Source organism: Amycolatopsis halotolerans, assembly GCF_042647905.1.
Classification (GTDB): Bacteria; Actinomycetota; Actinomycetes; order Mycobacteriales; family Pseudonocardiaceae; genus Amycolatopsis; species Amycolatopsis halotolerans.
The window spans coordinates 378,846-401,675 of record NZ_JBHRWI010000004.1 but is presented as its reverse complement, the minus strand read 5'-3'; the positions used below and the strand labels follow the sequence as shown (position 1 = coordinate 401,675).

The window sequence follows — 22,830 nt, the reverse complement described above, 5'->3', positions numbered from 1 at the left end:
TCGTCACCCTCGGTCAGATAACTGAACATCCTTTTAGCCCCGCCGGATGAACTTCCCCAGAGCTAGTCGCCGGCGAGTAACGCTGAGTCTAATGACGCACACCGGGCATGTCCATCAAAGGAATAACTAACTCATAACTATAGACAAGATAACTGGCGCTTTCGTTTCGCTGCGCACACGCCTTGCTACCTAATATATTGCAGAGATAACTAACGTTATTCTGATTAACACTACTATGACTAGGTGAGTGTCGATGGCGAGTGAGCTGCAGCGGGTGCCGGTCCTGATCGTCGGCGGGGGCCTCGCCGGCCTCGCTGCGTCGGTTTTCCTGACCCGCCACGGGGTGCGGTCGGTGCTGGTGGAACGGCGGCCCGGGGTGCGCCCGCCGGGCGGCGGCTCCGGCATCGACCAGCGGACCATGGAGATCTGCCGCGCACTGGGGCTCGAAGAGGAGATCCGGGGGACGGTCCGCCGCGGCGCGTCGCCCGGCCCCGGATGGTGGCCGGATCTGTGCCCGTGCGATGTCCACGAGGGCGACCGGCACGCGCTCGAGCCGGTTCTGCTCGAGGCGGCCCGCCGGCCGGGAGCCGTGATCCGGTTCGGCGCCGAGCTCGTGTCGATCGCCACCGACTCCGCCGGGGCCGACGCGGCGCTGTTCGACCGGGCCACCGGCCGGACCGACGTCGTCCGGGCGGACTACGTGATCGCGGCGGAGGGCACGGGAGGCCGGGTCGCGGCCAGCCTGCTCGTCCGCCCGCCCGGGCGGACTGCCGCTCCGGAGAACGAAGCAAGGTACGCGGGCGAGCCGATCTCGGCGCCACGCCGGGCCGGGACGCGGCGGTACCTGTCCGGCACCGCCGAGACGTTCCGGATCGGGCGGGTGTTCCTGGTGGGAGACAGCGCGCGCTGGTGGCCCGGAGCCGACGCGCTCGGCGCCGGCCTCGCGGTCCAGGAAGCGCACAACCTGGCGTGGAAGCTCGCCGGGGTGATCCAGGGCTGGGCCGGGTCCGGTCTGCTCGACAGCTACGAAGCCGAACGTCGTCCGGTCGCGCTGGAATTGGAGAAGCGGTGGGTGCCCGGCAGCGCGCGGATGCCGTCGGACGAGGCGGAGGACCAGGTGCTGACGCTGGGGCAGCAGTACCCGGCGGGCGCGCTCGTCGGGAACCGGCCGGACTCGGTGTTCGAGGACCGGTTCTCGGTGCGGGCCCGCCCGGGGACGCGGGCCCCGCACCTGTGGCTGGAACGGGCCGGGTCCCGGCTGTCCTCCCACGACCTGTTCGACGGTTCGTTCGTCCTGCTGGCCGGGAGCGACGGGGCGGAGTGGACCGCGGCGGCGCGCCGGGTCGCCCGCCGCACGTCGGTGCCGCTGCGCGCGTACCGGCTCGGCCGCGGCCCGGCGGAAACGGAGCTGAAGGATCTCGACGGCTGGGGATCGGCCCGCTATCCGATCGGCGACGGCGGCGCGGTGCTGATCCGTCCGGACGGGTACGTCGGCTGGCTCACCGAAACCGCGCCCGCGTCGCCGGAACTCGCGCTGGCCGGGGTGCTCGGCGAGCTGTTGCGGTGAGCGGTCCCGGCCCGTCCGCCGTTCGGGGGCGGGCCGGGACCGGCGTCAGGGTTTGCGGCAGATGACGAGCGTGTCGTACGCGCCGAGCGGCTGCTCGGTGATGTCCCGGCAGCCCGCCGCGGCGGCGTGCTCCTTCACCTCGGTCACCGGGTACTCGGAGCCGCCGTCGGTGACCAGCAGCATGTCGAGGCTGATCACGAGGTTCTCGACGTGGGCGGGCTCGTCGTCCAGCATGCGGTCGTAGACGAGCAGCGCCCCGCCCGGCTCGACCGCGGCGTACGCCTTGGCCACGAGTTCCTTGCGCTGGGCGGGATCCCAGTCGTGCAGGACGTGCCCGAGGTTGACCAGGTGCGCGGTCGGCAGCGGGTCCTCGAAGAAATTGCCGCCGCGGAACGAGGCCCGGCCGGTCAGTCCGGTCTCGGCCATCAACTCGGCGAAGAACGGCTCCATCTGGGGCAGGTCGAAGACCGTCCCGGTGATCCCGGGGTTGGCGCCGAGCACTTTGGACAGCAGGTTCCCCCGGCACCCGCCGACGTCGAGGACGGTGCGGTGCCGGGCGAAGTCGTACGCGGCGACCAACTGCGGGCCGAGCACCTGGGTCAGCCCGTCCATCATCCCGATGAACTGGCGCAGCAGCCGGGGATCGGCGACCACCTGGTCGAAGTTGCCCACCGCCTGCGGCCGCCCGGTGCGCAGCGCCTCGGCCAGCTTGCCCCAGGCCGGGTACAGGTTGCGGTCGGACCGGAGCAGGAACCCGCCGATGTAGTCGTCGGTGCCGCGGATCAGGTACTTCGCCGCCGAGGGCGTGTTGGCGAACCGGCCGTCCTCGAAGTCCAGCAGGCCGAGCGCGGCGAGCAGGTGCAGCAGGTCGGACAGTCCGCGCCCGGCGACGTCGAGCCGGGTGCGGATTTCTTCGGCGGTGCCGGGATTGTCCTGCAGTACGCCGAAGAGGTCCAGGTCGACGGCGGTGAGCAGCGCCTTGGCGTCGGAGAATCGGTTGCCGAGGCGGACGATCTGCTCCGGACTGTCCAAAACGGACACTCCGGGGGCGGCGCTGGTGCTGGGCATGTGCGGGCTCCTCAGTGCTCGGTCGGATCGGGGTTCGGTTCAGCCGAAGGCGACCTTGGCCAGCTGGTCGAGCTGTCCGGGGTCGGCGGTGGTCGGGAAGAGGATCAGTTCATCGCAGCCGGCGGCGGCGTAGCTGTCGATCGTGTCGCGGAGCCGGGCTTCGTCGGAAAGCAAGCCCTTGGCCAGAAACTCGGCTTTCGGTCCGATGTAGGAGTAGTAGTCGCGCAGGTACTGGGCGCCGCGCGCGGAGTTCTCCTCGCCGAGGCCGACGTAGGTCATCGCGGCCATCCGCGGTTTCTCGGTGCGGCCGGCCGCGGCGAACGCGGTGTTGGCGCGCTCGACCAGCTCGGAGTAGGCCGATGCGCTGCCGCCCGGGGAAATCCAGCCGATGCCGTGCTTGGCCGCGCGGGCCAGTGCCGCCTCGGAGTGCCCGCCGATCCAGATCGGGATCCGGCCGCGTTCCGGTTTCGGGCCGATGCCCGGCACCGCGCCGCCGCCGGACCAGACCTGGCCCAATTCCTCGAGCAGCGCGTCCAGCCGGGCCCCGCGACGGCGGTAGGCGACGCCGGAGGCGGCGAAGTCGTCCTCCCGCCCGCCGGCCGCGACGCCGAGCACCAGCCGCCCGCCGCTGATCCGGTCGATGCTGGCGAGCTGTTTGGCCAGCACCGCGCCGCTCGGCCGGTACGCGGCGAGCAGGATCGTGCTGGCGAGCGTGATCCGCTCGGTCGCCGCGGCCGCCGCGGCCAGCGCGACCAGGCTGTCGTAGCTGTCGCAGACGAGCCGGTCGAGCACCGCCAGCGTGCTGAACCCCAGCTCCTCGGCCCGCCCGGCGAACTCGACGAGTTCCTTGCCCGCGGCGCCCGGCACCGTGCTGGGCAGCCCTACTCCGATGTCCATGCGCCCTTCCTTCCCGAAGTCGTGCCCCGGCCGCGGCCGGGTTTCCCGCTGGTCGTCCCGAGCCTGCCGAGGGCCGATCGGGCCGCGCTGGAGCCGAAATGGGGCAGCCGGTTCATCCGCTCCGCCGGGCAGGCAGGAGCCGGCAAAGCGCGGCGGCCAGAAGGAGAACACCGGCCTGCACCCACAGCGTCGTCGTGGTGGCGTCGGCGAACGCGCGCTGTTTCGCGCCGGTCAAGGCAGCGGCGACGGCCGGGCCGCGCAGCTCGGGAACACGGCAGGAATCCGGTGGCGCGAACGGGTTCGGCCCGGCCGTTTGATCGTGGACGCAGGTGCTGAACGCGGCCTGCGGCGTGCCGACCGGAGCGGACAGGTCTTGGCTGCCGCCGCGCGCCACGAGGGCGAAGAAGACGGCAGCCGCGACGCCGACGCCGACCGCGCCGGCGAACTGGAAGACCGCGGACAGGATGCCGCCCGCCGCTCCCGCGTCGCGTTCCGGCACGTCGCGGAGCTGGATGTTCACCAGCGTGCCGACGACCAGCGCCATGCCGGACCCGGAAACGAACAGCGCGGCGGACACCGCGAGCGGCGAGACCGCGGCGCCGGCGAGATCCACCAGCACGCTCAGCAAACCGACGCCGGCCGCCATCAAAACCGCCCCGGTGGCAACGGTTCCCCGGCCGAAGGACGGCACCCGCTTCGCGCCCCAGGTGCCGACGGCGACCAGTGCCACCGCGAAACCGACCAGGCCGGCCGCGGTCCGCATCGGCGTCCACCCGAGCGCGAGCTGCGTGAACCAGACCAGGACCAGGTTCACGGAAATGACCGAGGACAGCACCAGCATCGCGAGCAGACCGGCGGCGGAGAACGACCGCGACCGGAACAGGCTCGTCGGCAGGACCGCGTCCGGGCCCCGCTTCCGCTCGTACCGGATCAGCACCGCCAGCAGCGGCGGCACTGCTGCCAGCATGGCGAACAGCCACCACGGCCAGTGCGCTTCGCGGCCCTGCTGCAGCGGGACGACCGCCAGCGCGGTGACGACCGCGATCAGCACGATGCCGACCGGGTCGAGCGCGGGACGGCGATCCGGCCGGGACTCCCCGACCAGCGCCCGCGCGGCGACCGCGATCGCCGCCCCGATCGGCACGTTGACCAGGAAGATCGCCCGCCAGCCGAGGCCGAGCAGGTCCTGGGTGGCCAGGATCCCGCCGAGCAGCGGCGCGCCGATCTGGGCGAGATTGATCACCGCGCCGTAGATCAGGAACCCGGTCCCGCGTTGCTCCGGCCGGAACAGCACCTGCATCATCGCGAACACCTGCGGGGTCATCAACGCGCCGAAAGCCCCCTGCAGGAGCCGGGCGGCGATGAAGAGACCGGCGGTGGGGGCGGCGGCGCAACAGGCGGACAGCACGGTGAAACCGGTGACGCCGATCAGGAAAACCCGGCGCCGGCCGTAGCTGTCCCCCAGCCGGCCGCCGACCACCAGCACGATCGAGAAAGCCAGGACGTACGCGACGACGAACCACTGGCTCTGCGCGTAAGTGGCGCCGAGATCGCGCTGGATCACCGGCACCACGACGGTGACGATGCCGACGTCGAGCAGGTCCATGAACGAAGCGAACGCGAGCACGAACATGGCGAGGCCCGCGCGACGCGGGACAGCCGGGGCCGGGACGGTCGTCATGGCAGCCCTTCCAGGACTGGCACCCCGCGGTGCCGTGGAGAGCGGCGCGGCCCGGACCCCGGGCCGCGCCGCGGTCAGATGGCGAGGTCGACCTGGTAGTGGCGGAGCCACGCGTCGAACTGCAGCGCGGTCTCCACGTTGATCCGGCTCTGCCATTCGTGCGCCGAACCGGTCGGGTTCGCGGCCGTCTCCTTCGCGGCCTTCACGTCGAGCAGCGGCAGCACCGGCGACGACGGGTCGGCAAGCACGTCGGCGAGTTCGCGGTGCAGGGCCTCGGTGTAGGCCGGGTCCTGGGTGACCGGCCACGGGCTCTTCCGGCGCTCCACAATGGACTTGGGCAGCAGATCGCCGACGGCCGCCCGCAGAAGGCTCTTCTCCCGGCCGTCGAACGTCTTGAACGCCCACGGGGTGTTGTAGAGGTATTCGACCAGCCGGTGGTCGCAGTACGGGATGCGGGTTTCGAGCCCGTGCGCCATCGCCAGCCGGTCGCCGCGGGCCAGCAGCATCGGCAGCCAGCGGGTGAAGTGCGCGTAGCAGATCTCGCGCATCTTGTGCTCCAGGCCGTTTTCCCCCTCCTGGTGCGGGGTTTCGTCGACGGTCTGCTGGTAGTTGTCGGCGTAGTAGGTCGCCATGTCGAGCTTCCGGCTGAACAGTCCCTGGTCGAACAGCCCGCGGCCGTGGCCGGTGCTGCGCATCTTGTTCTCGTTGGCCACCCAGGGAAAGGTGCCGGAGTTGGTGAAGTCGGGGTCGAACATCCAGCGGAAGCCGCAGAACACCTCGTCACCGACCTCGCCGGTGAGCATGACCGTGGAGTGGTCCCGCACCGACTTGAGCATCAGGTAGTGCGAGTAGTCCATGTCGCCGAGGGTCGAGGGCATGTCCTGGGCCAGCAGCACCGCCCGCCGGGTCTCCGGGTCCATCAGGTCCGCGGTGCGGATCACCAGGTCGGTGTGATCCGACCGGACCAGCGCCGCCATCTCGGCGGCGAACGGGCCGTCGGGGGTGTCGCGGACGTCGTCCGGGCGGAAGTTCTCGGCGTACCCCTCGAAGGCGTGGGTCACCGTGCGCACCCGCTCGCCGCCGAGCTTCCACTGCCATTGCGCGGCGAGCGCGGTGATCGCGCTCGAGTCCAGCCCGCCGGACAGCCCGACGCACAGCGGCACGTCGGCGACCAGCTCGCGCAGCACGATGTCCGACAGCAGGGAGCGCACGTGCGAGATGGTGCCTTCGAGGTCTTCCTCGTGCGGTTTGGCCTCGAGCTTCCAGTAGGTCTGCTCGTGCAGGCCCTTGCGGCTCACGGTCAGCGTGTGGCCTGCCCGCAGTTCCCGCATGTCGCGGAAGACCGCCGCGCCGGGGCGCTTGGCGGTGGAGAAGATCTCGCGCAGGCCGTCCAGGTCGACGGTCGGCCGGATCGCCGGGTGCGCCAGCAGCGCCTTCGGTTCGGACCCGAAGATGAATCCGCCCGGGACCTTCGCGTAGAACAGCGGTTTGATGCCCATCCGGTCGCGGATCAGCACCAGTTCCTCGGTCCGCAGGTCCCACACCGCGAACGCGAACATGCCCTCGAGGCGCTCCGCGCAGCGCACGCCCCACTCCAGATACGAGCGCAACACCACCTCGGTGTCGCTGCGGGTGCGGAACCGGTGCCCGCGCTCGCGCAGTTCGGTGCGCAGCTGCTGGAAGTTGAAGATCTCGCCGCTGTAGGCGAGGACCGCGGACGGATCGCCGCCGTCCTCGGCGATCATCGGCTGGACGCCGCCCTCCGGGTCGATCACCGCCGTGCGGGTGTGCCCGAGGCAGGCGTGGCCGCGCAGCCACAGCCCGTGGTCGTCGACGCCGCGGCTCGCGATCGCCTCGGTCATCCGCTCCACGGTCGGCCGTTCGGTGGCCAGGTCACGGTGGTAGTCGACCCAGCCGGTGATTCCGCACATGTGCTAGCCCTCTCGTCCGATCGAAACCACTCCGGCACAGACTTGCCAGCGGGGCTCGAGCAGAACTCGACCCGATCTGAAAGAAGGCGGGCGGCAACCGGCGTTCGAGCCCGGTTCGAGAGCGGCCGTCCAGTCTCCCGGCACGGCCACTCGGCGAGAAACGGGAGACGACGATGACCGCATGGGGAACACGTTCGGCCGGTGCGTTGGCGGTGGCCCTGCTGACGGTCTCGGCGACCGCCGCGCCCGCCGCCGCTGCCCGTCCGACGACGTATTTCGTGGACTGCCAACGAGGATCCGACGCGGCGGCCGGCACGCGCGCCTCGGCGCCGTGGGCGTCGGCGGCGCGGGCGAGCGCGCAGACCTACCGGCCGGGCGACCGCGTCGAGTTCCGGGCGGGCAGCCACTGCGACGGCACCTTCGCGCCGAAGGGATCCGGCACCGGCAGGCGCCCGATCACCGCCGGTTCCTACGGCGCGGGCGCCAAGCCCCGGATCGACGCGCACGGCGCGCTCGCGGCCGTGCTGCTCGACAACGTCGAAGGCTGGGAGATCGAAAACCTCGACCTGTCGAACTCCGGACCGCCGCCCGCCGCGCACGAAATCCGGTTCGGCGTCTACGCCCGGCTCACCGACTACGGCATCGGGCGGCATTACGTCGTACGCGACGTCGACGTGCACGACGTCAACGGCTGTCAGTGCCAGAACCCCAGCGACCGGGACCCGAGCGGCGGAATCCTTTTCAAGGCGGCCGGAACGCAGCGGCCGACCGGTTTCGACGACGTGGTCGTCGACCGCAACACCGTGACCCGGGTGGGCCGGACCGGCATCGGCACCTCGTCGGACTGGGAACGCCGGCCCGAATACCCGGACGGCAGGGGCACCGCGTACGTGCCGAACACCCGGGTGCGCATCACCGGGAACACGCTGCGCACCGTCTACGGCGACGGCATCGGTGTCTACAATGGACTCGGCGCGCTGGTCGAGGACAACGTGCTCGACGGCTACGCCATCGGCGGGACGAAGTACACCACCGGCGTGTTCTCCTACAACTCGAACGGCACGCGGATCCGGTACAACACCGTGTCGGACGGGCGCGGCGGGGAGGCGCTGCCGTCGCAGGCGTTCATGATCGAAACCGCGTCGATCGACACGGTGTACGAACACAACCTCAGCCAGCGCAGCGACGGCGGTCTGCTGATCGTGTGCAACGACCCCGACGCCACGTCCGACCGCACCGCGTTCCGGTACAACGTCAGCCTCGACGACAATTCCCTCGGCCGGTACCCGAACGGCGTCCGCACCGGAGTCTTCACTTTCATGTGCGGCAATCCCGGATCCCTTGCGGTGTACGGAAACGTGGTGCGCACGAGCACCGCCGACGTGCTGGTGAACAATGTCGCGGACTTCGGCGCGTCTTTCGTCGGCAACCTGTTCTCGGGCCGCCGCGGCGGTTCGCGGATCGACGACCCGCACAGCACCTTCCGCGGCAACCTGTTCCTGAACGTCGTCGACCCGCCGTCCGGCAGCGCTTTCGCCAGCCCCGCGGTGACCGCGGGCGCCCGCCGCGACAGTGTCACGGTGCGATGACCGGCTTGCCCGAGCTCGCTTTCCCGCTCGCCGACGCGCCCGCGCTCGACCCGGACGCCCGCTTCCCCGCGTTGCGCGAAGCGGGCCCGGTCCGGGTCCGGCTGCCGTTCGGCGAAGCCGCCTGGCTGGTGAGCAGCTACGAGCACGTCCGGCTGGTCCTCGGGGACCGGCGGTTCTCCCGCGAGCAGTCGCTCGAAGGCGACGAGCCGCGAGTGGTGCCGATGCCGCAGCGCGCCAACCTGATCCTGAACCACGACGAGCCCGCGCACAGCAGGCTGCGCGGTTCGGTCGCGGCCGCGTTCACCCGGCCTGGCGTGCGCCGGATCGAGGCGGCCGTCGAGGGTTTCGTGGCCGATCTGCTCGACCGGCTGTGCGCGGAAGGCCCCCCGGCGGACCTGGTCTCCGGGCTGGCCGCACCGTTGCCCGCGCTGGTGATGGCCGAACTGCTCGGCATTCCGGCGGGCGACCACGAGGAGTTCGTCGGGCTGACGGGGTCGCTGCTGGCGTCCGCGTTGGCCAGGCAACCCGCGGAACAGACCAAGAAAGCCGGGCTGCGGCTGTGGGAACGCCTCGGCGATCTGGTCCGTGTCCAGCGCCGGTCTCCCGGCGCCGGGCTCGTCGCCGAACTGGTGCGCGGCGGGGCGAGCGACGAGGAGACGGTCGCGCTGTGCGCCACCGTGGTGATCGCCGGGCACGACGCGACCACTATGCAGATCGGCAACTTCTGCTACCAGCTGCTCACCGCGCCCGGCCAGTACGCCCGCCTCGTCGCCGACCCCGGGCTGATCGAAAACGCCGTCGAGGAGCTGATGCGCTACAGCCCGCTCGGCATCAGCACGGCCTTCCCGCGCCGGGTCACCGAGGACGTCGAGCTCGGCAGCGTGCTGCTGCGCGCCGGCGATTACGTCGTGGTGGCGCTGACCGCGGCCAACCGCGACGGAGCCGTCTTCGACCGGCCGGAGGAACTCGAGCTGACCCGGCGGCCGAACCCGCACCTGGGATTCGGGTACGGGGTGCACCGGTGTCTGGGGGCGCAGCTGGCGTTGCTGCAGCTGCGAATCGTGTTGCGGGCGCTGGTTTCCCGGTTCCCTCGGCTCGCGCTCGCGGTTCCGGCGGCGCGGGTGCGCTGGTCGCCCGGTTTGCTCGCGCGCAGCGCGGAAACCTTGCCGGTGCGCTGGTGACCGCGGCGGCGCGGGCTGTTCAGCAGAGCGCGCCGTCGACGGTAACCGCGGAACCGGTGACGCCCAATGCCAGGAACTTCAGGCTGTGCTGCGGACGCGCTTCCGGATTGTGGTCCGTGAGGGGAACCCTGAGGGAATCTGATTCCCTCAGGGTTCCCCTCACGGACTTCAAGACCCGGCCACATGGCGGCAAATCGGGCATTCCTGTTCCGATGATGTCCTTTGTGGACGGTCAGCGGGCCGAGGTCGCCACTTATAATAAGTTCCTGGCATTGCCGGTGACGCCGTCCTCGATCGGCCGGAGGAACTCGAGCTGACCCGGCGGCCCAACCCGCACCTCGGATTCGGCTACGGGGTGCACCGGTGTCTAGGGGCGCAACTGGCGTTACCGCAGCTGCGAATCGTCCTGCGGGCACTGGTTCCCTCGGCTCGCGCTCGCGGTTCCGGCGGCGCGGGTGCGCTGGTCCCCCGGTTTGCTCGCGCGCAGCGCGGAAACCTTGCCAGTGCGCTGGTGACCGCGGCGGCGCGGGCTGTTCAGCAGAGCGCGCCGTCGACGGTGACCGCGGAACCGGTGACGTAACCGGCGAGATCGCTGGCCAGCCAGCGCACCGCGTCGGCCGCCTCGGCGGGCTCGGCCAGCCGCTCGAGGGCGATGACCGGACGGAACCGGGCCAGCAGCGCGGCGCGGTCGGCCTCGGCGAGGTCGTCGTAGACCTCGGTGCGGACCATGCCGAGCGTGAGCAGGTTGAACCGGATGCCGGACGGCCCGTACTCCCGGGCCAGCGACCGGCTCCAGCCCTGCAGCGCGGCCTTCGACGCGGTGTAGTGCGCGCGCCCGGCCAGGCCGAGTTCGGCGGATCGCGAACTCATCGCGACGACCGAGGAGCCGCGGCCGAGCAGCGGGAGCACCGCCGCGGTCAGTTCGTGCACGGCGGTCAGGTTCGCGGACAGCACGGCCGTCCACTCGGCGAGGCCGAGTTCCCGGTACCCGCATTGGCCGACCGCCGCGGCGTTGTGCACTACGAGGTCCAGCCTGCCGGACCGGGCGGCGCAGAGCCCGGCGAGGCGCTCGGCCTCGCCGGGAGCCGCGATGTCGGCCTCGCAGACGAGGTGGTCGCCGCCGATCGCGTCGAGTTCCGCCCGCAACGCCGCCATGCTCTCGCCGCGGCCGCGCGCACAGGTGACGACGTCGACGCCGTCCTTGGCGAGCGCCAGCACCACGGCCTTGCCGATCCCCCGCGTGCCGCCGGTCACCAGTGCGCGTTTGCCCCGCAGTTCGAGGTCCATGCTCAGCGGCCGCCCGCCACGTTGATCACCTCGCCGTTGATGTTGCCGTTGGCCTCGGAGCAGAGGAACACGATGAGCCTGCCGACGTCCTGCGGCGTGCTCAGGTGCCCGCTCGGGGTGGTGGCCGACGCCTGTTCGACGATCGCCGGGTCGACGCCGTCGAAGCTTTCGGTCAGCGTGCCGCCGGGGGCGACCACGTTGCTCAGCACGCCGCCCTTCGTCCACATCAGCCCTCGGACGAACCCGTTGAGCGCGGACTTCGCGGCGCTGTAGATCTCCGACGCGTACATCCCGCTGGTGGCGGTCACCGAAGACAGCAGCACCACCCGGCCCCAGCCGCGGGCGCGCATGCCGCCGAGCGCGGCCTGCACGGTGCGGAGGTGCCCTTCGCTGTTCTCGCGCAGCTTCGTGTACCAGTCCTCCTGGAAGTCCTCGAAGTCGCTCAGGTCCTCCGGGTTGATCCAGGTGAACGTCTGTGCGTTGCAGACCACGACGTCGATGCCACCCCATTGCTGCTCGACCTCGGCGACGGCGGCCTTGATCACCGCCGGGTCGCCGAGGTCGTGCCGGACCGCGAGCGCCCGGCCCGGCCCGCCGAGTTCGGCCACCAGTTCGTCGGCCGCGTCCTTGCCGGTGTGGTAGGTGACGGCGACCCGCGCGCCCTCTTCGGCGAACAGCCGCGCCGTCGCCTTGCCGATCCCCCGGGTCGCCCCCGTGATCAGCACCCGCTTGTCCTGAAGCCCCAGATCCATAACGTCACTCCGCGGTCGTAGTCGTGGCAGGCGCCCGGCAGGCGCCGCACCCCTCAACCATAGCCATACTATGGTTATGGTTAATAGGGCTTTGCCCTCTTCCGCTCAGTCGGCGCGCAGCGCGGCGGCCAGCACCGGGTACTCGCCCTCGGTGGGCGCGGTGATCCGCAGGCCGGACACCCGGCCGGGCTGCGCGCCGGAGAACACCCGGACCACCACCCCGTGCCGGAGCAGCCGCTGGTGCTCCCGCTCGGCGTCTTCGGTGTGGACGAACCGGTAATGCACCGGGACGCCGGTGCCGACGACCGGATAGCGGGCGCGGAGCAGGGCTTCCATCCGGTCCGCGGTGGCCAGCAGCCTGCTGCGGCTGTGCGCTGCCCATCCGGTGTTGCGCAGCGCCTCGGCGGCGACGATCGCGTCCAGGCCGGAGATCGACCAGTTCAGCTGACGGCCGCGGATCGCCGCGCGCAGCTTCGCGTCGGGCGTCCACATCACGCCGGTCCGGGTGCCCGCGATGCCGAACAGCTTGTTGGGCGAGAGCAGCACCACGACGTTGCCGAGCCCGGACCAGATCATCGAACGCTGGGCGCCGCCGTCGGCGAAGTCGATGTAGGCCTCGTCGACGATCAGCGTCGCGTCGGGATTGTCCCGGCAGATCGCGGCGAGTGTCTCGGCCGGGACGTAGAGACCGAGCGGATTGTTCGGGTTGGACAGCAGGACGCAGTCGTAGCGGCGCATCGCGTCGGCGACCCTGTCCGCGCGGCTCTCGACGGTTTCCGGCCCGCCTCCCGACGGGCCGACGTGGTTGGCGATCCACCGGATGCTGTCGGTGTAGTCCGGGGTCACCACCGCCGTGCGCGAGGCCGGGAAGTGGGCGGACAGCAGCCGGATGAACTCGGTGATGCCCCGGCCTGCCACCAGATCGCCGGTCCCGATGCCGAGATAGTCCGCGTAGGCCGAGAGAAACAGCTCTTCGGCGTCGTAGGGATGCGCGCGCAGCGACCGGATGTCCACCGCGCGCAGCGCCGAACCCACGCTGGTCGGCGGACCGTACCGGTTGATGCAGGTGCCCAGGTCCAGATACGGCCGTTCGCCGAGCGCGCGCAGGTCGCCGCCCTGCCATTCGGTGGCCGTGAGCGCCTCGGTCACTTCTCCGCGGCCTTGTGCAGTTCGACGAGCGTCTCGTTGCTGTCCAGCGCGACCACCTTGCCGCGCCGGAATCCCGCCGCCTCGCCGAGTTCGGTCAGCTCGGCGATCGAGTACTCCGACCCGCCGGGCGTCACCAGGCGCATGTTCAAGCTGGCGACCAGGTTCTCGACGTGCCCGTAGTCGTCGGGCAGCATCCGGTCGAAGACCACCAGCACGCCGCCGGGATTCACCGCCCGGTAGGCGTTTTCGACGATCTGCCGGCGTTCTTCGGGAGACCAGTCGTGCAGGATGTGCCCGAGCACCACCACGTCCGCGGCCGGGATCTGGTCGCGGAAGAAGTTGCCCGCCTGAAAACGCACCGAACCCGGGCTGCCGATTTCGGCGCGGTACTCGTCGAAGAACGGTTCGATCTGCTCCCGGTCGAAGACGGTGATCTCCAGTCCGGGGTGTGCCTTGGCGAGTTGGCTTGCCAAGTTGCCGCGGCCGCCGCCGGCGTCGACCACGGTGCGCTGCCCGGCGAACCCGGCCGCCTCGATCACCTTGGCGCCGAGGACCTGCATCAGCCCGTCCATCATCCGGACGTACGGAGCGATCATCTCCGGGTTGTTGAGCATCACCTCGAAGTCGCCGCCCGCCTGGGGTTTGCCGGTGCGCACCGCGTTGCCGAGGCCGCCCCACACCGGGTACAGGAAGTGCTTGGCCCCGCCGAGGAAATCCCCGATGTAGCCGGTTCCGCCGGGCACCAGGTGCCGGGAGCCCGCCTCGGTGTTGCGGTAGCGCTCGCCCTCGGTTTCCAGCAGGCCGAGCGCGACCAGCAGGCGCAGGAAATCGCGCAGGCCGCGGCCGTGCAGGCCCAGCCGCTCCCGGAGCTCCTCCTCGCTCGCCGGGCCCGCGGCGAGACTGCCGAAGAGGTTCAGCTCGACCGCCGTCAGCAACGCCTGCGCGTCGCAGAAGGAGTTGCCCAGCCGAAGGATGTCGGCCGAACCGTCGGTGTGCCGGGCGAGAGTGTCCTGGGCGGGCGGGGTGGTGGTGTTCGTCATCGGCGTCGTTCCTCTCCTGGTTCCGGTCCCGGCCAGGGTGGCGAGGTCCGGTCGAGGATCGCTGGGACGGGACTGGGCGCGCCGCCCGCTGACCGCTGCTCCAGCGCCGCACCAGCGGGGGGCGCGACGGTGTGCGGCGAGCAAATGCCCAGTTCGCCGTCGGCGCGCGGCTGACCTGAGAGAGGTGCCCGGTGTCCGGTTCGTGCCCTGTTTCTTACCCGTTCGCGTGGACTCCGCCGCTGGAGATCCCCGAGAAGTGGCGGGCGCTGCGCGAGCAGCCCATCCTCGAGATCTCCTTGCCCAGCGGCGATCCCGCTCTCCTCGTGACCCGGTACCAGGACGTCAAGGCGCTGTTCGCCGACGTGCGGCTGAGCCGCAACACCGCCCGGCACCCGACGTCGCGGATCTCGCTCAACAACGACCTGTTCGGCGACCCGGAGATCGACTCGGACCCGCCTCGCTACAACGCCGAGCGCGGACTGGTGACCCGGGCCTTCAGCGCCCGGCGGATCGAATCGCTGCGGCCGCTCGCGACGAGGATCACCGAAGAGCTCCTCGACGACATGGCGCGGGGCGGGCCGTCCGCCGAACTCAACGAGGCGATCGCGTTCCCGCTGCCGATCCGCGTGATCTGCCATCTGCTCGGCATTCCCGAGGAGGACATGGAGGTCTTCCGCGGGCTGGTCGACGGCTTCCTGTCGATCAGCAAGCTGCCCGACTCCGAGGTGGCGCGCTGCCGGGAAGACCTGTGGAGCTACATCGACAAGTTCATCCGGCTGCGCCGCGAAACCCCGGGCGAGGACCTGACGAGCGCGCTGATCCAGATCAGCGACGGGGACCGGGACCGGCTCTCGGATTACCAATTGCACCACTGGATCCGCACCCTGCTGATCGCCGGCTACATCACCACGGCCAGCCAGATCGGTTCCAGCATGGCGGTTCTGCTGCACCGTCCGGAGGTCGTCGCCGATCTTCGCGCCGACTACTCGCTCATCCCGTCGGCGGTCGAGGAACTGCTCCGGTACGAGCTGATGGGGTCCTCGCTCGGCTCGCTGCGGTACGCGCTGGAAGACATCGAACTCGCCGACGGCTCGGTGGTCCCCAAGGGGTCGACCGTGCTGCTGTCCACCGAGGCGAACGTGGACGAATCGATGTTCCCCGACCCGTTGAAGCTCGACATCCGCCGCACCGGCAACCACCACCTCACGTTCGGCTCGGGCATCCACTACTGCGTGGGCGCGGCGCTGGCCCGGATGGAGCTGCAGGTCGTCACCGAGGGCTTGCTGCGCCGGTTCCCCGGGTTGCGCCTCGCCGTGCCCGCGGCCGACCTGCCGCGCAAGGACGGCGGGTTCCTGGAGGCGTTCGCCGAGATCCCGGTCGAATGGTGACCGGCGAGGACGCGCTGCGCGTATCGGCGGACCGGGAGGTCTGCGTGGTCAGCAGCCTGTGCGTCTACCGGGTGCCGGAGGTGTTCGACCAGGACGACGAGGGCCGGGTCAAGGTCGTCGACCCGGCCCCGCCCGCCGCGCTGGCGCCGGAGGTGCGGCGGGCGGTGCAGGGCTGCCCGACCCGGGCGATCCGGATCGAGGAGCCCGGTCCGGGGGACGAGCGATGACCCAGGAGACGGCGGGCGCCCGGTCGGCGGCGGGTCCCGCGCCCGCGCGCGCCCGCGGGATTTACGCGGCGCTCGTGCTGGCCGCGATCCTCGGCCAGATGTCCGGTGCGATGCCGACCGCCGCGCTCGGCGACATCGCGCTCCGGCTGCCCGCCTCGGCGGCCTCGGTGGGATTCGCCCATTCCCTGTGTTTCCTGCTGGGCGGCCTGGTTTCGGTGGTGGTGGCCAGTTACGCGGACTACTCCAGCAGGCGACGGCTGCTGATCGGTTCGCTCGTGGTGACCTGTGCCGGTTCCGCGCTCGCCGCGGCGGCGCCGGACATCGGGACGCTGATGGCGGCGCGGGTCCTGCAGAGCGCTTCCGGCGCGGCGTTCCCGCTGGCGTTGCGGGTGTTGTGGGAGACGATGCCCGCGCAGCGGTTCGGCCGGGCGATGGGCATCATCACCGCGGCGTACGGCGGGGTGGCCGGGATCGACTCCCTGATCGGCGGCTGGCTGACCGACCACGGCGGCTTCCGCGCGGTTTTCGGCTTCATGACCGCGTTCGGGCTGCTCGCGCTGTACTCCGTCGTCCGCGCGGTGCCGAAGTCCGCGCCGTCGCGCGAGGGCAGGATGGACTGGCGCGGCGCGGCAGTGCTCTGCCTGTGCCTGGCGGCGATCCAGGCGGCGGCCGGGATGGCCGACCGGCCGGTGGTCTGGCTGCTCGGGCTCGCCGCCGTCGCCGCGCTGCTGTTCCTGGTGTTCGTCCGGGTGGAGGCGCGGCTGCCGAACGCGTTGATCCCGGCGGAGTACCTGCTTTCGCGGCAGATCTGGCCGATGCTGCTGACTTCGGTCCTGCTGCTGGTCGGCGTGCTCAGCGTCATCAACTACACGGTCCCGCTGCTCGCGATCTTCCCGGCGGGCGGCTACGGTTTCTCGGCGACGATGATGACCCTGGTGTTCATGGTGCCGCCGTGCGCGGTCACTGTGCTCGCGTCGCCGCTCGCCGGGGCGCTCGCACCGCGGGTCGGCTGGCTCCGGCTCCTGCGGCTGTCGCTGTTCGGGGTCGCGCCGCTGATCGTGGCGATCGCACTGGCCCACCGTTCGCCGTGGGCGGTTTTCGGTCTGGTCATCCTGCTGGCGGCGGTCAACTCGGTCGCGCTGACCGCGCTCAACGGGCTCAGCGTCGTGCTCGCCCCGCCCGGAAAAGCCGGGGTGCTGCCGGGAATCAACTCCGCCTGCCTCGGCCTCGGCGGTTCGATCGGCATCGCGCTCGCCTCGCAGCTGTCCAGCCGCCCTCCGGGAAGCGGCTCGCCGACGGCGGGTTTCGCGGCGGCGCTGTGGATGGCGGCGATCGCGGCGGCACTGGCACTGGCGGTCTCGTTCGCGGTGCGGGACCGGCGCGCGACGGGTTGATCCCGGAGGACGACTGTCCTCTGTGGACTAAATACTGTGCGAGCCGGAAACGGCGGCACGAAGGCAAGGGCTCCGGTGCGCAATCCGCGCCGGAGCCCTTCGGCGTGGCGGCTGTGCTGCCCCGCGCCGGGCGGCAGCCGAGCCCGTTGTCCCCGGCCCGGCGCGGTTCCCGGACCTTGCGGCTCGGGCGACCCGGCGTCCGGCCCGGCGGGAACGACGGATCCGGCGGAACGGATACGCGCCCTGATTCCGGTGGCCCGAGCCGGTCTCCCTGTCCGGCACATCTGTCCTCTTTGGACTAAACACCGCGCACCAGGGACAGCGGCACGAAAGAAGGGCCCCGGTGCGCGATCCGCACCGGGGCCCTTCGGCAGGGCATGGGGCCTCCGTTGGGGGCCGGGGGCCCGAGCCGGGTCAGGGGTCACTCAAGACGGCGCCGCGGGTGCGGTTCGCGGGCGGGCCAGGCGTCCGTGAGGGGAACCCTGAGGGAATCAGAGTCCCTCAGGGTTCCCCTCACGGAGTTCAGGCGTTCCGGCGGCACTGAAGTCCTTTGTGGATGGTCCAGGGCATGGGGTCAGGGGGCGGGGACCGGGGCCGTCCGCTCCAGTTCGGCGACCACGTTCGCCGGGGTCGGCTGAGCGCGCATTTCCTCCCGCAGGGCGACCGCGGCGGTGCGGAAAGCCGGGTCGGACAGCAGCCGGGTCACCTGGGCCGCGACCGCTTCCTCGGTGGCCTCGTCCCTCGCCAGCACCTCGCCGGCCCCGGTCGCGAGCACCCGGCCCGCGTGCGCGGCGTGGTCCGGCAGCTGCGGCAGGAGGAGCATCGGGACTCCTTTCGACAGCGCGGTCAGGATGCTTCCCGCCCCGCCGTGCGAGACGAGCAGGTCGCAGTCGTCGAGCAAGCCCTCCAGCGGCGCGTCGACGTACAGCGAGACGTCGTCCGGGAGCGGCCCGAGCAGTTCGAGCTGCGCCGAGGAGCACGCCAGCACCACCCGCACGTCCAGCTCGCGCAGCACGCCGGCGATCCAGCCGGCGAGGAAAAGCCGCGGGTGGAGCTTGGCCATGGTGTGCCCCCAGCTGACGCACACGGTCGGCCGGCTCCCGCGCGGCGGCGGGGCCGGGCGCGGGCCGGGGCTGTTGAACGGCACGTACCGCACGGGGAACCGCCGGTAGTCCGCCGGAAGCTGGAGAGACGCCGGCACCGGGTCGATCGTGTACTCGCCGAACGGATCGAACTCGGCGACCCCGTGGCGGCGGGCCAGCGGGGCCAGCGCCGAGGGCAGGATTCCGCGGGCGCGCAGCATCAGGTCCGTGCCGTAGAGGTGGCGCACCGCGGGCACGCCGGCCGCGGCCGCGCAGATCGGCCCGGCCAGCGCGGTCGGTTCGTACACCACGAGGTCCGGCCGCCACCGGTCGGCGAGCTCGATCAGCCCGCCGGTCATGGATTCCGCGTGGGCCAGGAACATTTCCATCGCCCGCGGCCCGGCCCCGGTCCGTTTCGCGCCGCCCAGCGAGCCGTCGGGGTCGGCCGCGGAGGGGAGGACGTACTGGCGGACGAGGTCGGCGGCGGCGACGTCGGTTCCCACGCTCGCGCCGGGCAGCCCGGTCGCGGTCACCCAGTCCGCCGCCGCCGGCTGGCTGGCCAGCAGCACTTCGTGGCCCGCCGCGCGCATCGCCCACGCCATCGGCACCAGCGCGTACAGATGCGAAGGCCAGGCCCACGCAGTCAAAAGCACCCGCATCGAGGACTCGCTCCTTTGCTCGAGGTCAGTCCGGCCGGGAGGGTCAGGTGGACTGCTGGGCGGGCTGGAGGACCAGCCGGCTCTGCTCCGGGATGCCGAACGCGTCGTCCCCGCCGAGCACCTCGGTCAGCCGGTCGTGCTCCTCGGCGAGCTGCCGTCCCACCGCGCTGATGCCGGGCAGGCAGCGGCACACGCTCGAATCGTCCTCGCGGATCGTCACCAGGCACAGCTCGGCCAGCTCGTCGAGCGTCGTTTCCGCGACGTGCTCCGGGACGAACAGGCGGGCCGCGAGCCCGGCGGCGGACACCGAGCCGGTCAGCTCGCCGGTCACCACCCGGAACGCCGCCCGGCCCAGCGGGGTCAGGCATTGGTAGCTCTGCCACACGCCGGCGCGCAGGCCGAGCGGATCGCTGGTGGCCCCGCCGTCCCTGGCGAGCTCCGCCTTGATCCAGCGGACCGCGCGGGCGGTCGTCCAGTGCGAGTGGACTTTCAGCCTGCTCGCCACGGTTTCCAGCGCGCCGGGCAGCCCGTCGCACAGCCGCAGCAAGTCGGCGTCGGCGGCGGACCGCGCACTGTCGTCGCCCGGTCCGAAAAGCTGGGCGAGCATCGTCGCGCTCTGGTCGAGGTCCAGCGGCGACAGCTCGATGACGGTGGCCGACGGCGACGGGACGATCCGGCGCCTGCTGATCACGATCACCGCGCAGTCGTCCCCGGACGGCATGAGCCCGGACAGCTGGTCCAGGCTCGTCACGTCCTCGAAGACGGTCAGCAGCCGCCGGTCCGAGGTGCGCGAACGGAAACCGAGCACCCGGTCGTCGAAACCGGCGGGCACGTCCGCGCGCTGGTCGCCGAGCGCGCGCAGGAAGTGGCCGAGCGTCTCGCTCCGGTCGGCCGGGTTGCCGTCGTCGTCGGTGAGCCGGGCGTAGAGCTGGCCGTCCGGGTACTGGCGGCGCACCAGGTGCGCGATCTCCGTGGCGAAGGCGGATTTGCCCGACGCGGGCGGGCCGGTCACGACGATCGTCGCCGGGCCGCCCGCCCCGTCGGCGCGCAGCGCCGCCAATGCCGCCGCCCGCGGCTGGTCGCGGCTGACGAGGTTGCTGCGCCGGGGCGGCAGCTGGCACTGCGGCTCCGGCGAGGTCACGCGGTGCGCGTCGGTGTCCGGCTCCAGGTCGAGCGACCGGTCCGCGTCGAGCACCGCGCGGTGCAGCCGCTGCAGTTCATCCGACGGGTCCAGCCCCAGTTCGTGGTTCAGCGCGGTGCGCAGCTGCTGGTAGACACGCAGCGCCTCGGCCCGGCGCCCGGCCCGGTACAACGCGATGATCAGCTTCGCATGGAGGCCTTCGTTGGTCGGCTCCTGGCCGACCAGCCGGGCGAGCTCGCCGATCAGCTCGTGGTGCCTGCCGAGCCGGAGGTCGGCCTCCAGCCGCAGTTCCAGCGCGTTGCGGCGGAACTCGTCCAGCCGCAGGATTTCAGCGCGCAGCACCGGGCCCACGTTGACGTCCGCCAGCGCCGGCCCGCGCCACAGCAGGCCGGCGTGGGCGAGGGTGGCCGAGGCGTCCGTCCACCGGCCCGCCGCGCTTTCCGCCCGGCCCTGGTTCACCAGCTGCTCGAAACGGTAGGAGTCGAGGCCCTCCGGCTGGTAGGTGAGGCTGTACCCGCCCGGCGAGGTCTGCAGGCTGGGCAGCGGTCTCGTGTCGACCTCGCCCGCGGGGGCCAGGCCGGGCCGCTGCAGCCGGAGCAGCTTGCGCAGCTGGTAGATGTAGGTCTGCATGGTGGTGGTGACGCTGATCGGCGGGTTGTCCTCCCAGAGCTCCTCCAGGATCTGCTCGTTGCGGACCACCCGGCCGGAATGCAGCGCGAGCAGAGCGAGCACCTGGCGAAGTTTTGCGGCGGTAGGGGTGATAACTGCGTTGAGGTGGACGACCTCCAGCGGACCAAGAAGATTAATCCTCACGGTATGTTCCCCCATAGATCGGCAAAGTCGATTGCTCGCGTTAATAGTTTCAAAATGATCAGTCGCGGTCTACGGCCAGACGGGGGACAAACAAATCTCTTGACAGTAACTGCCAAGCGTTCACAGATCACGTCGAGGGCACGAGACCGTCTCGACGGCGCCGCGCCGGACGGACCGGAACCGCGACAGCCAGGCATTGCACACCACTGACCGAACATTGCCGGAGCTGGTGATTTTTTTCCTGACAAGCCGCCCCTGGGGATTGAAAACCGCACGCGAGATGCGCCTCACCTGCGAATACAACACAATGGCGGCACACTAATTATTTGATGATTAGCCCTATCATCACTATCGCTGTACTGGGCGTTCGCGGTGTGCCGGAAGCTGGGACGCAGGGCTCCGACCTGGACCGGAGCCCCCTCGGCGAGGCCGGCGGCCCGGCCCGCCGAGGGGTCGCCGACCGCCCCCGCGGCACCGCCGGAAGCAGTCCGAACAATTTTCTCGAATTGCTTCCGAGTGATCCGGGTGGGCGGATAAAGCGAGGCCGCCGCATTCTTTTCAAGGTTAACTCGATTTGTTCCGAACCATTTTTCTGCTGACTTTAATGCAACGGCGCGGGCGCGCTGTTCGCCGAATTTTTCCCGGGCTCGGCGGCGGGCATCGCGATGTCGATCTTGCGAATGGACCACTGGGCGATTTTGAGCGACAGACCGACCGCGGCGGTCGCGTGCTCGGTGACACCCGTTCGATATCGGTCAAATGCATCAGCAAGGCCGATATCCCCGTCGGCCACCTGGCGGAGCAGCCCGGTCAGCAGGGCCGCGTCCCATGCCGCGCTGTTCGCTCCGACCCCGCCGGAGGGCGGCATCGTGTGCGCAGCGTCGCCGAGCGCCACCACCCGTTCGGTCCCCCACGGCACGACCGGCACGCTCGCGCGCAGTGACACCGCGAACGTGTCCGCGGCGTCGCCGAGCGCGAACAACCCGCGCAGCGCCGGGTGCCAGGCACTCATCCGGGCGGTGGCGAAGCGCGCCAGCGCCCGGCCGTCCATCGCGAAGAACTCGTCGTCCGACAACCCCAGTTCGTCGCGGTGCACGTTGAGCACCGCCATGTAGTAGTCCTCGCCCGGCGGCAGGTCCAGACCCGGCCACAGGCGGGCCGCCGCGGCGGGCGGCGCCTCGCGGAACACCATCGGCATCAAGCCGAGATGGTGCCCGTCGGAGCCGATCACGTAGCTGAACTCGCCGCGCAGCTGTGCGGGCAACCCGGCCTGGTGCACCGCGGTCATCGGCAGCCGCGCGAAAACCGTCCGCACACCCAGGTCCCGCGGCTGCTCGTGCGGGCAGAACTGGGTGCGCACCGCCGAGTTCGCCCCGTCCGCGGCGACCAGCACGTCGCCGGTCGCGGACGAGCCGTCGGAGAACCGGGCGGTGACGCCGCCGGTGGTCTCCACCACCTCGGTGAGCTTGCGGCCGAAGCGCACCACGTCGTCGAGACCGGCGAGCAGGACCCGGCGCAAGGTCACGCGGTCGACCGCGTCGATCTTGTCCGGGCCGCTGCCCCTCGGGTCGTCGAACGCGGGCGCCCACTGCGGGGCCAGCTGTTCGTCGAAGGCCAGCAGTCCTTCGCCGTGGCGCTGGTTCGAAGTGGCCAGCAGCAGCTCGATCACGCGCGGCGGCAAGCATTCCCGCATCGCCCGCTCGCCGTCCGGGCTCACTCGCAGCCGGTAGCCCTGGGTCCGCGTGCGCGGGGAGGCGTCCCGCTCGTGCACCTCGACCGGCAGCCCCGCCGCGTGCAGGCCCTGTGCCAGGATCAGCCCGCCGACGCCTCCGCCGATGACGATCGTCTTGGGGCCGCGTGCTCCGGTGGCCATGGTGGCTCCTCGCCTTCGTCGCTGTACGTGGTTTCCCCGGGAAGCACGATGCAGCCGGCGCCCGCGCCGAGCGCGATCAGCCCCTCAGCCAACCAGGACGTGCAGCGCCGC

General features: G+C 71.2%; 17 protein-coding genes. 6 read left to right on the top strand and 11 right to left on the bottom strand.

The features are described 5' to 3' along the window. The first annotated feature begins 253 nt into the window (after positions 1 to 253). Positions 254 to 1,567, top strand: a complete 1,314-nt coding sequence (locus tag ACFORO_RS04430; protein WP_377869598.1) for an FAD-dependent monooxygenase — start codon at positions 254 to 256, stop codon at positions 1,565 to 1,567. Between the two features lie 45 nt (positions 1,568 to 1,612). Here the strand turns inward: ACFORO_RS04430 and ACFORO_RS04425 are convergent, their stop codons facing one another. From ACFORO_RS04425 to asnB, 4 genes are all read right to left on the bottom strand, one after another. Then, positions 1,613 to 2,635 (bottom strand): methyltransferase, encoded by a 1,023-nt coding sequence (locus ACFORO_RS04425; RefSeq protein WP_377869597.1) that lies wholly within the window; start codon positions 2,633 to 2,635, stop codon positions 1,613 to 1,615. Between the two features lie 39 nt (positions 2,636 to 2,674). Beyond that, positions 2,675 to 3,532, bottom strand: coding sequence for an LLM class flavin-dependent oxidoreductase (locus tag ACFORO_RS04420; RefSeq protein ID WP_377869595.1), 858 nt, complete (start codon positions 3,530 to 3,532; stop codon positions 2,675 to 2,677). A gap of 112 nt (positions 3,533 to 3,644) precedes the next feature. Beyond that, positions 3,645 to 5,213 (bottom strand): MFS transporter, encoded by a 1,569-nt coding sequence (locus tag ACFORO_RS04415; protein ID WP_377869594.1) that lies wholly within the window; start codon positions 5,211 to 5,213, stop codon positions 3,645 to 3,647. 74 nt (positions 5,214 to 5,287) lie between these two features. After that, entirely contained in the window at positions 5,288 to 7,144 is a 1,857-nt protein-coding gene (gene asnB / locus ACFORO_RS04410) for an asparagine synthase (glutamine-hydrolyzing) (protein WP_354746406.1), read from the bottom strand. A 173-nt stretch (positions 7,145 to 7,317) separates the two neighbouring features. Here asnB and ACFORO_RS04405 point away from each other — a divergent pair, with 173 nt between their 5' ends. Next, on the top strand, positions 7,318 to 8,733 hold the full coding sequence (locus tag ACFORO_RS04405; protein ID WP_377869593.1) for a hypothetical protein: 1,416 nt from the start codon (positions 7,318 to 7,320) through the stop codon (positions 8,731 to 8,733). Next, complete coding sequence (locus ACFORO_RS04400) at positions 8,730 to 9,914, top strand: cytochrome P450 (RefSeq protein ID WP_377869592.1); 1,185 nt, start codon at positions 8,730 to 8,732, stop codon at positions 9,912 to 9,914. The genes ACFORO_RS04405 and ACFORO_RS04400 overlap by 4 nt, the downstream gene beginning before the upstream one ends. Positions 9,915 to 10,448: 534 nt before the next feature. Here the strand turns inward: ACFORO_RS04400 and ACFORO_RS04395 are convergent. From ACFORO_RS04395 to ACFORO_RS04380, 4 genes are all read right to left on the bottom strand, one after another. Then, positions 10,449 to 11,201 (bottom strand): SDR family NAD(P)-dependent oxidoreductase, encoded by a 753-nt coding sequence (locus ACFORO_RS04395; RefSeq protein ID WP_377869591.1) that lies wholly within the window; start codon positions 11,199 to 11,201, stop codon positions 10,449 to 10,451. A gap of 2 nt (positions 11,202 to 11,203) precedes the next feature. Beyond that, entirely contained in the window at positions 11,204 to 11,953 is a 750-nt protein-coding gene (locus ACFORO_RS04390) for an SDR family NAD(P)-dependent oxidoreductase (RefSeq protein ID WP_354746398.1), read from the bottom strand. Between the two features lie 105 nt (positions 11,954 to 12,058). Next, a complete protein-coding gene (locus ACFORO_RS04385; protein WP_377869590.1) occupies positions 12,059 to 13,102 on the bottom strand; it encodes an aminotransferase class I/II-fold pyridoxal phosphate-dependent enzyme in 1,044 nt (347 codons plus the stop codon). Then, entirely contained in the window at positions 13,099 to 14,142 is a 1,044-nt protein-coding gene (locus ACFORO_RS04380; RefSeq protein ID WP_377869589.1) for a methyltransferase, read from the bottom strand. Before ACFORO_RS04380 ends, ACFORO_RS04385 begins: the two co-directional genes overlap by 4 nt. Before the next feature lie 191 nt (positions 14,143 to 14,333). Here ACFORO_RS04380 and ACFORO_RS04375 point away from each other — a divergent pair, with 191 nt between their 5' ends. The 3 genes from ACFORO_RS04375 to ACFORO_RS04365 are packed head-to-tail and all read left to right on the top strand — an operon-like array spanning position 14,334 to position 17,151. Beyond that, entirely contained in the window at positions 14,334 to 15,530 is a 1,197-nt protein-coding gene (locus ACFORO_RS04375; RefSeq protein WP_377869588.1) for a cytochrome P450, read from the top strand. Further along, positions 15,524 to 15,757, top strand: a complete 234-nt coding sequence (locus ACFORO_RS04370) for a ferredoxin (RefSeq protein ID WP_354746391.1) — start codon at positions 15,524 to 15,526, stop codon at positions 15,755 to 15,757. The genes ACFORO_RS04375 and ACFORO_RS04370 overlap by 7 nt, the downstream gene beginning before the upstream one ends. Further along, positions 15,754 to 17,151 (top strand): MFS transporter, encoded by a 1,398-nt coding sequence (locus ACFORO_RS04365; RefSeq protein WP_354746389.1) that lies wholly within the window; start codon positions 15,754 to 15,756, stop codon positions 17,149 to 17,151. Before ACFORO_RS04370 ends, ACFORO_RS04365 begins: the two co-directional genes overlap by 4 nt. A gap of 574 nt (positions 17,152 to 17,725) precedes the next feature. On the opposite strand, the gene ACFORO_RS04360 is transcribed toward ACFORO_RS04365, so the two are convergent. The 3 genes from ACFORO_RS04360 to ACFORO_RS04350 form a co-directional block, all read right to left on the bottom strand. Then, complete coding sequence (locus ACFORO_RS04360) at positions 17,726 to 18,892, bottom strand: nucleotide disphospho-sugar-binding domain-containing protein (protein WP_377869587.1); 1,167 nt, start codon at positions 18,890 to 18,892, stop codon at positions 17,726 to 17,728. A gap of 43 nt (positions 18,893 to 18,935) precedes the next feature. Then, positions 18,936 to 20,861, bottom strand: a complete 1,926-nt coding sequence (locus ACFORO_RS04355; protein ID WP_377869586.1) for an AfsR/SARP family transcriptional regulator — start codon at positions 20,859 to 20,861, stop codon at positions 18,936 to 18,938. Between the two features lie 586 nt (positions 20,862 to 21,447). After that, positions 21,448 to 22,719: an FAD-dependent oxidoreductase gene (locus ACFORO_RS04350; protein ID WP_377869585.1), complete on the bottom strand. Its 1,272-nt coding sequence runs from the start codon at positions 22,717 to 22,719 to the stop codon at positions 21,448 to 21,450. Positions 22,720 to 22,830 lie beyond the last annotated feature (111 nt).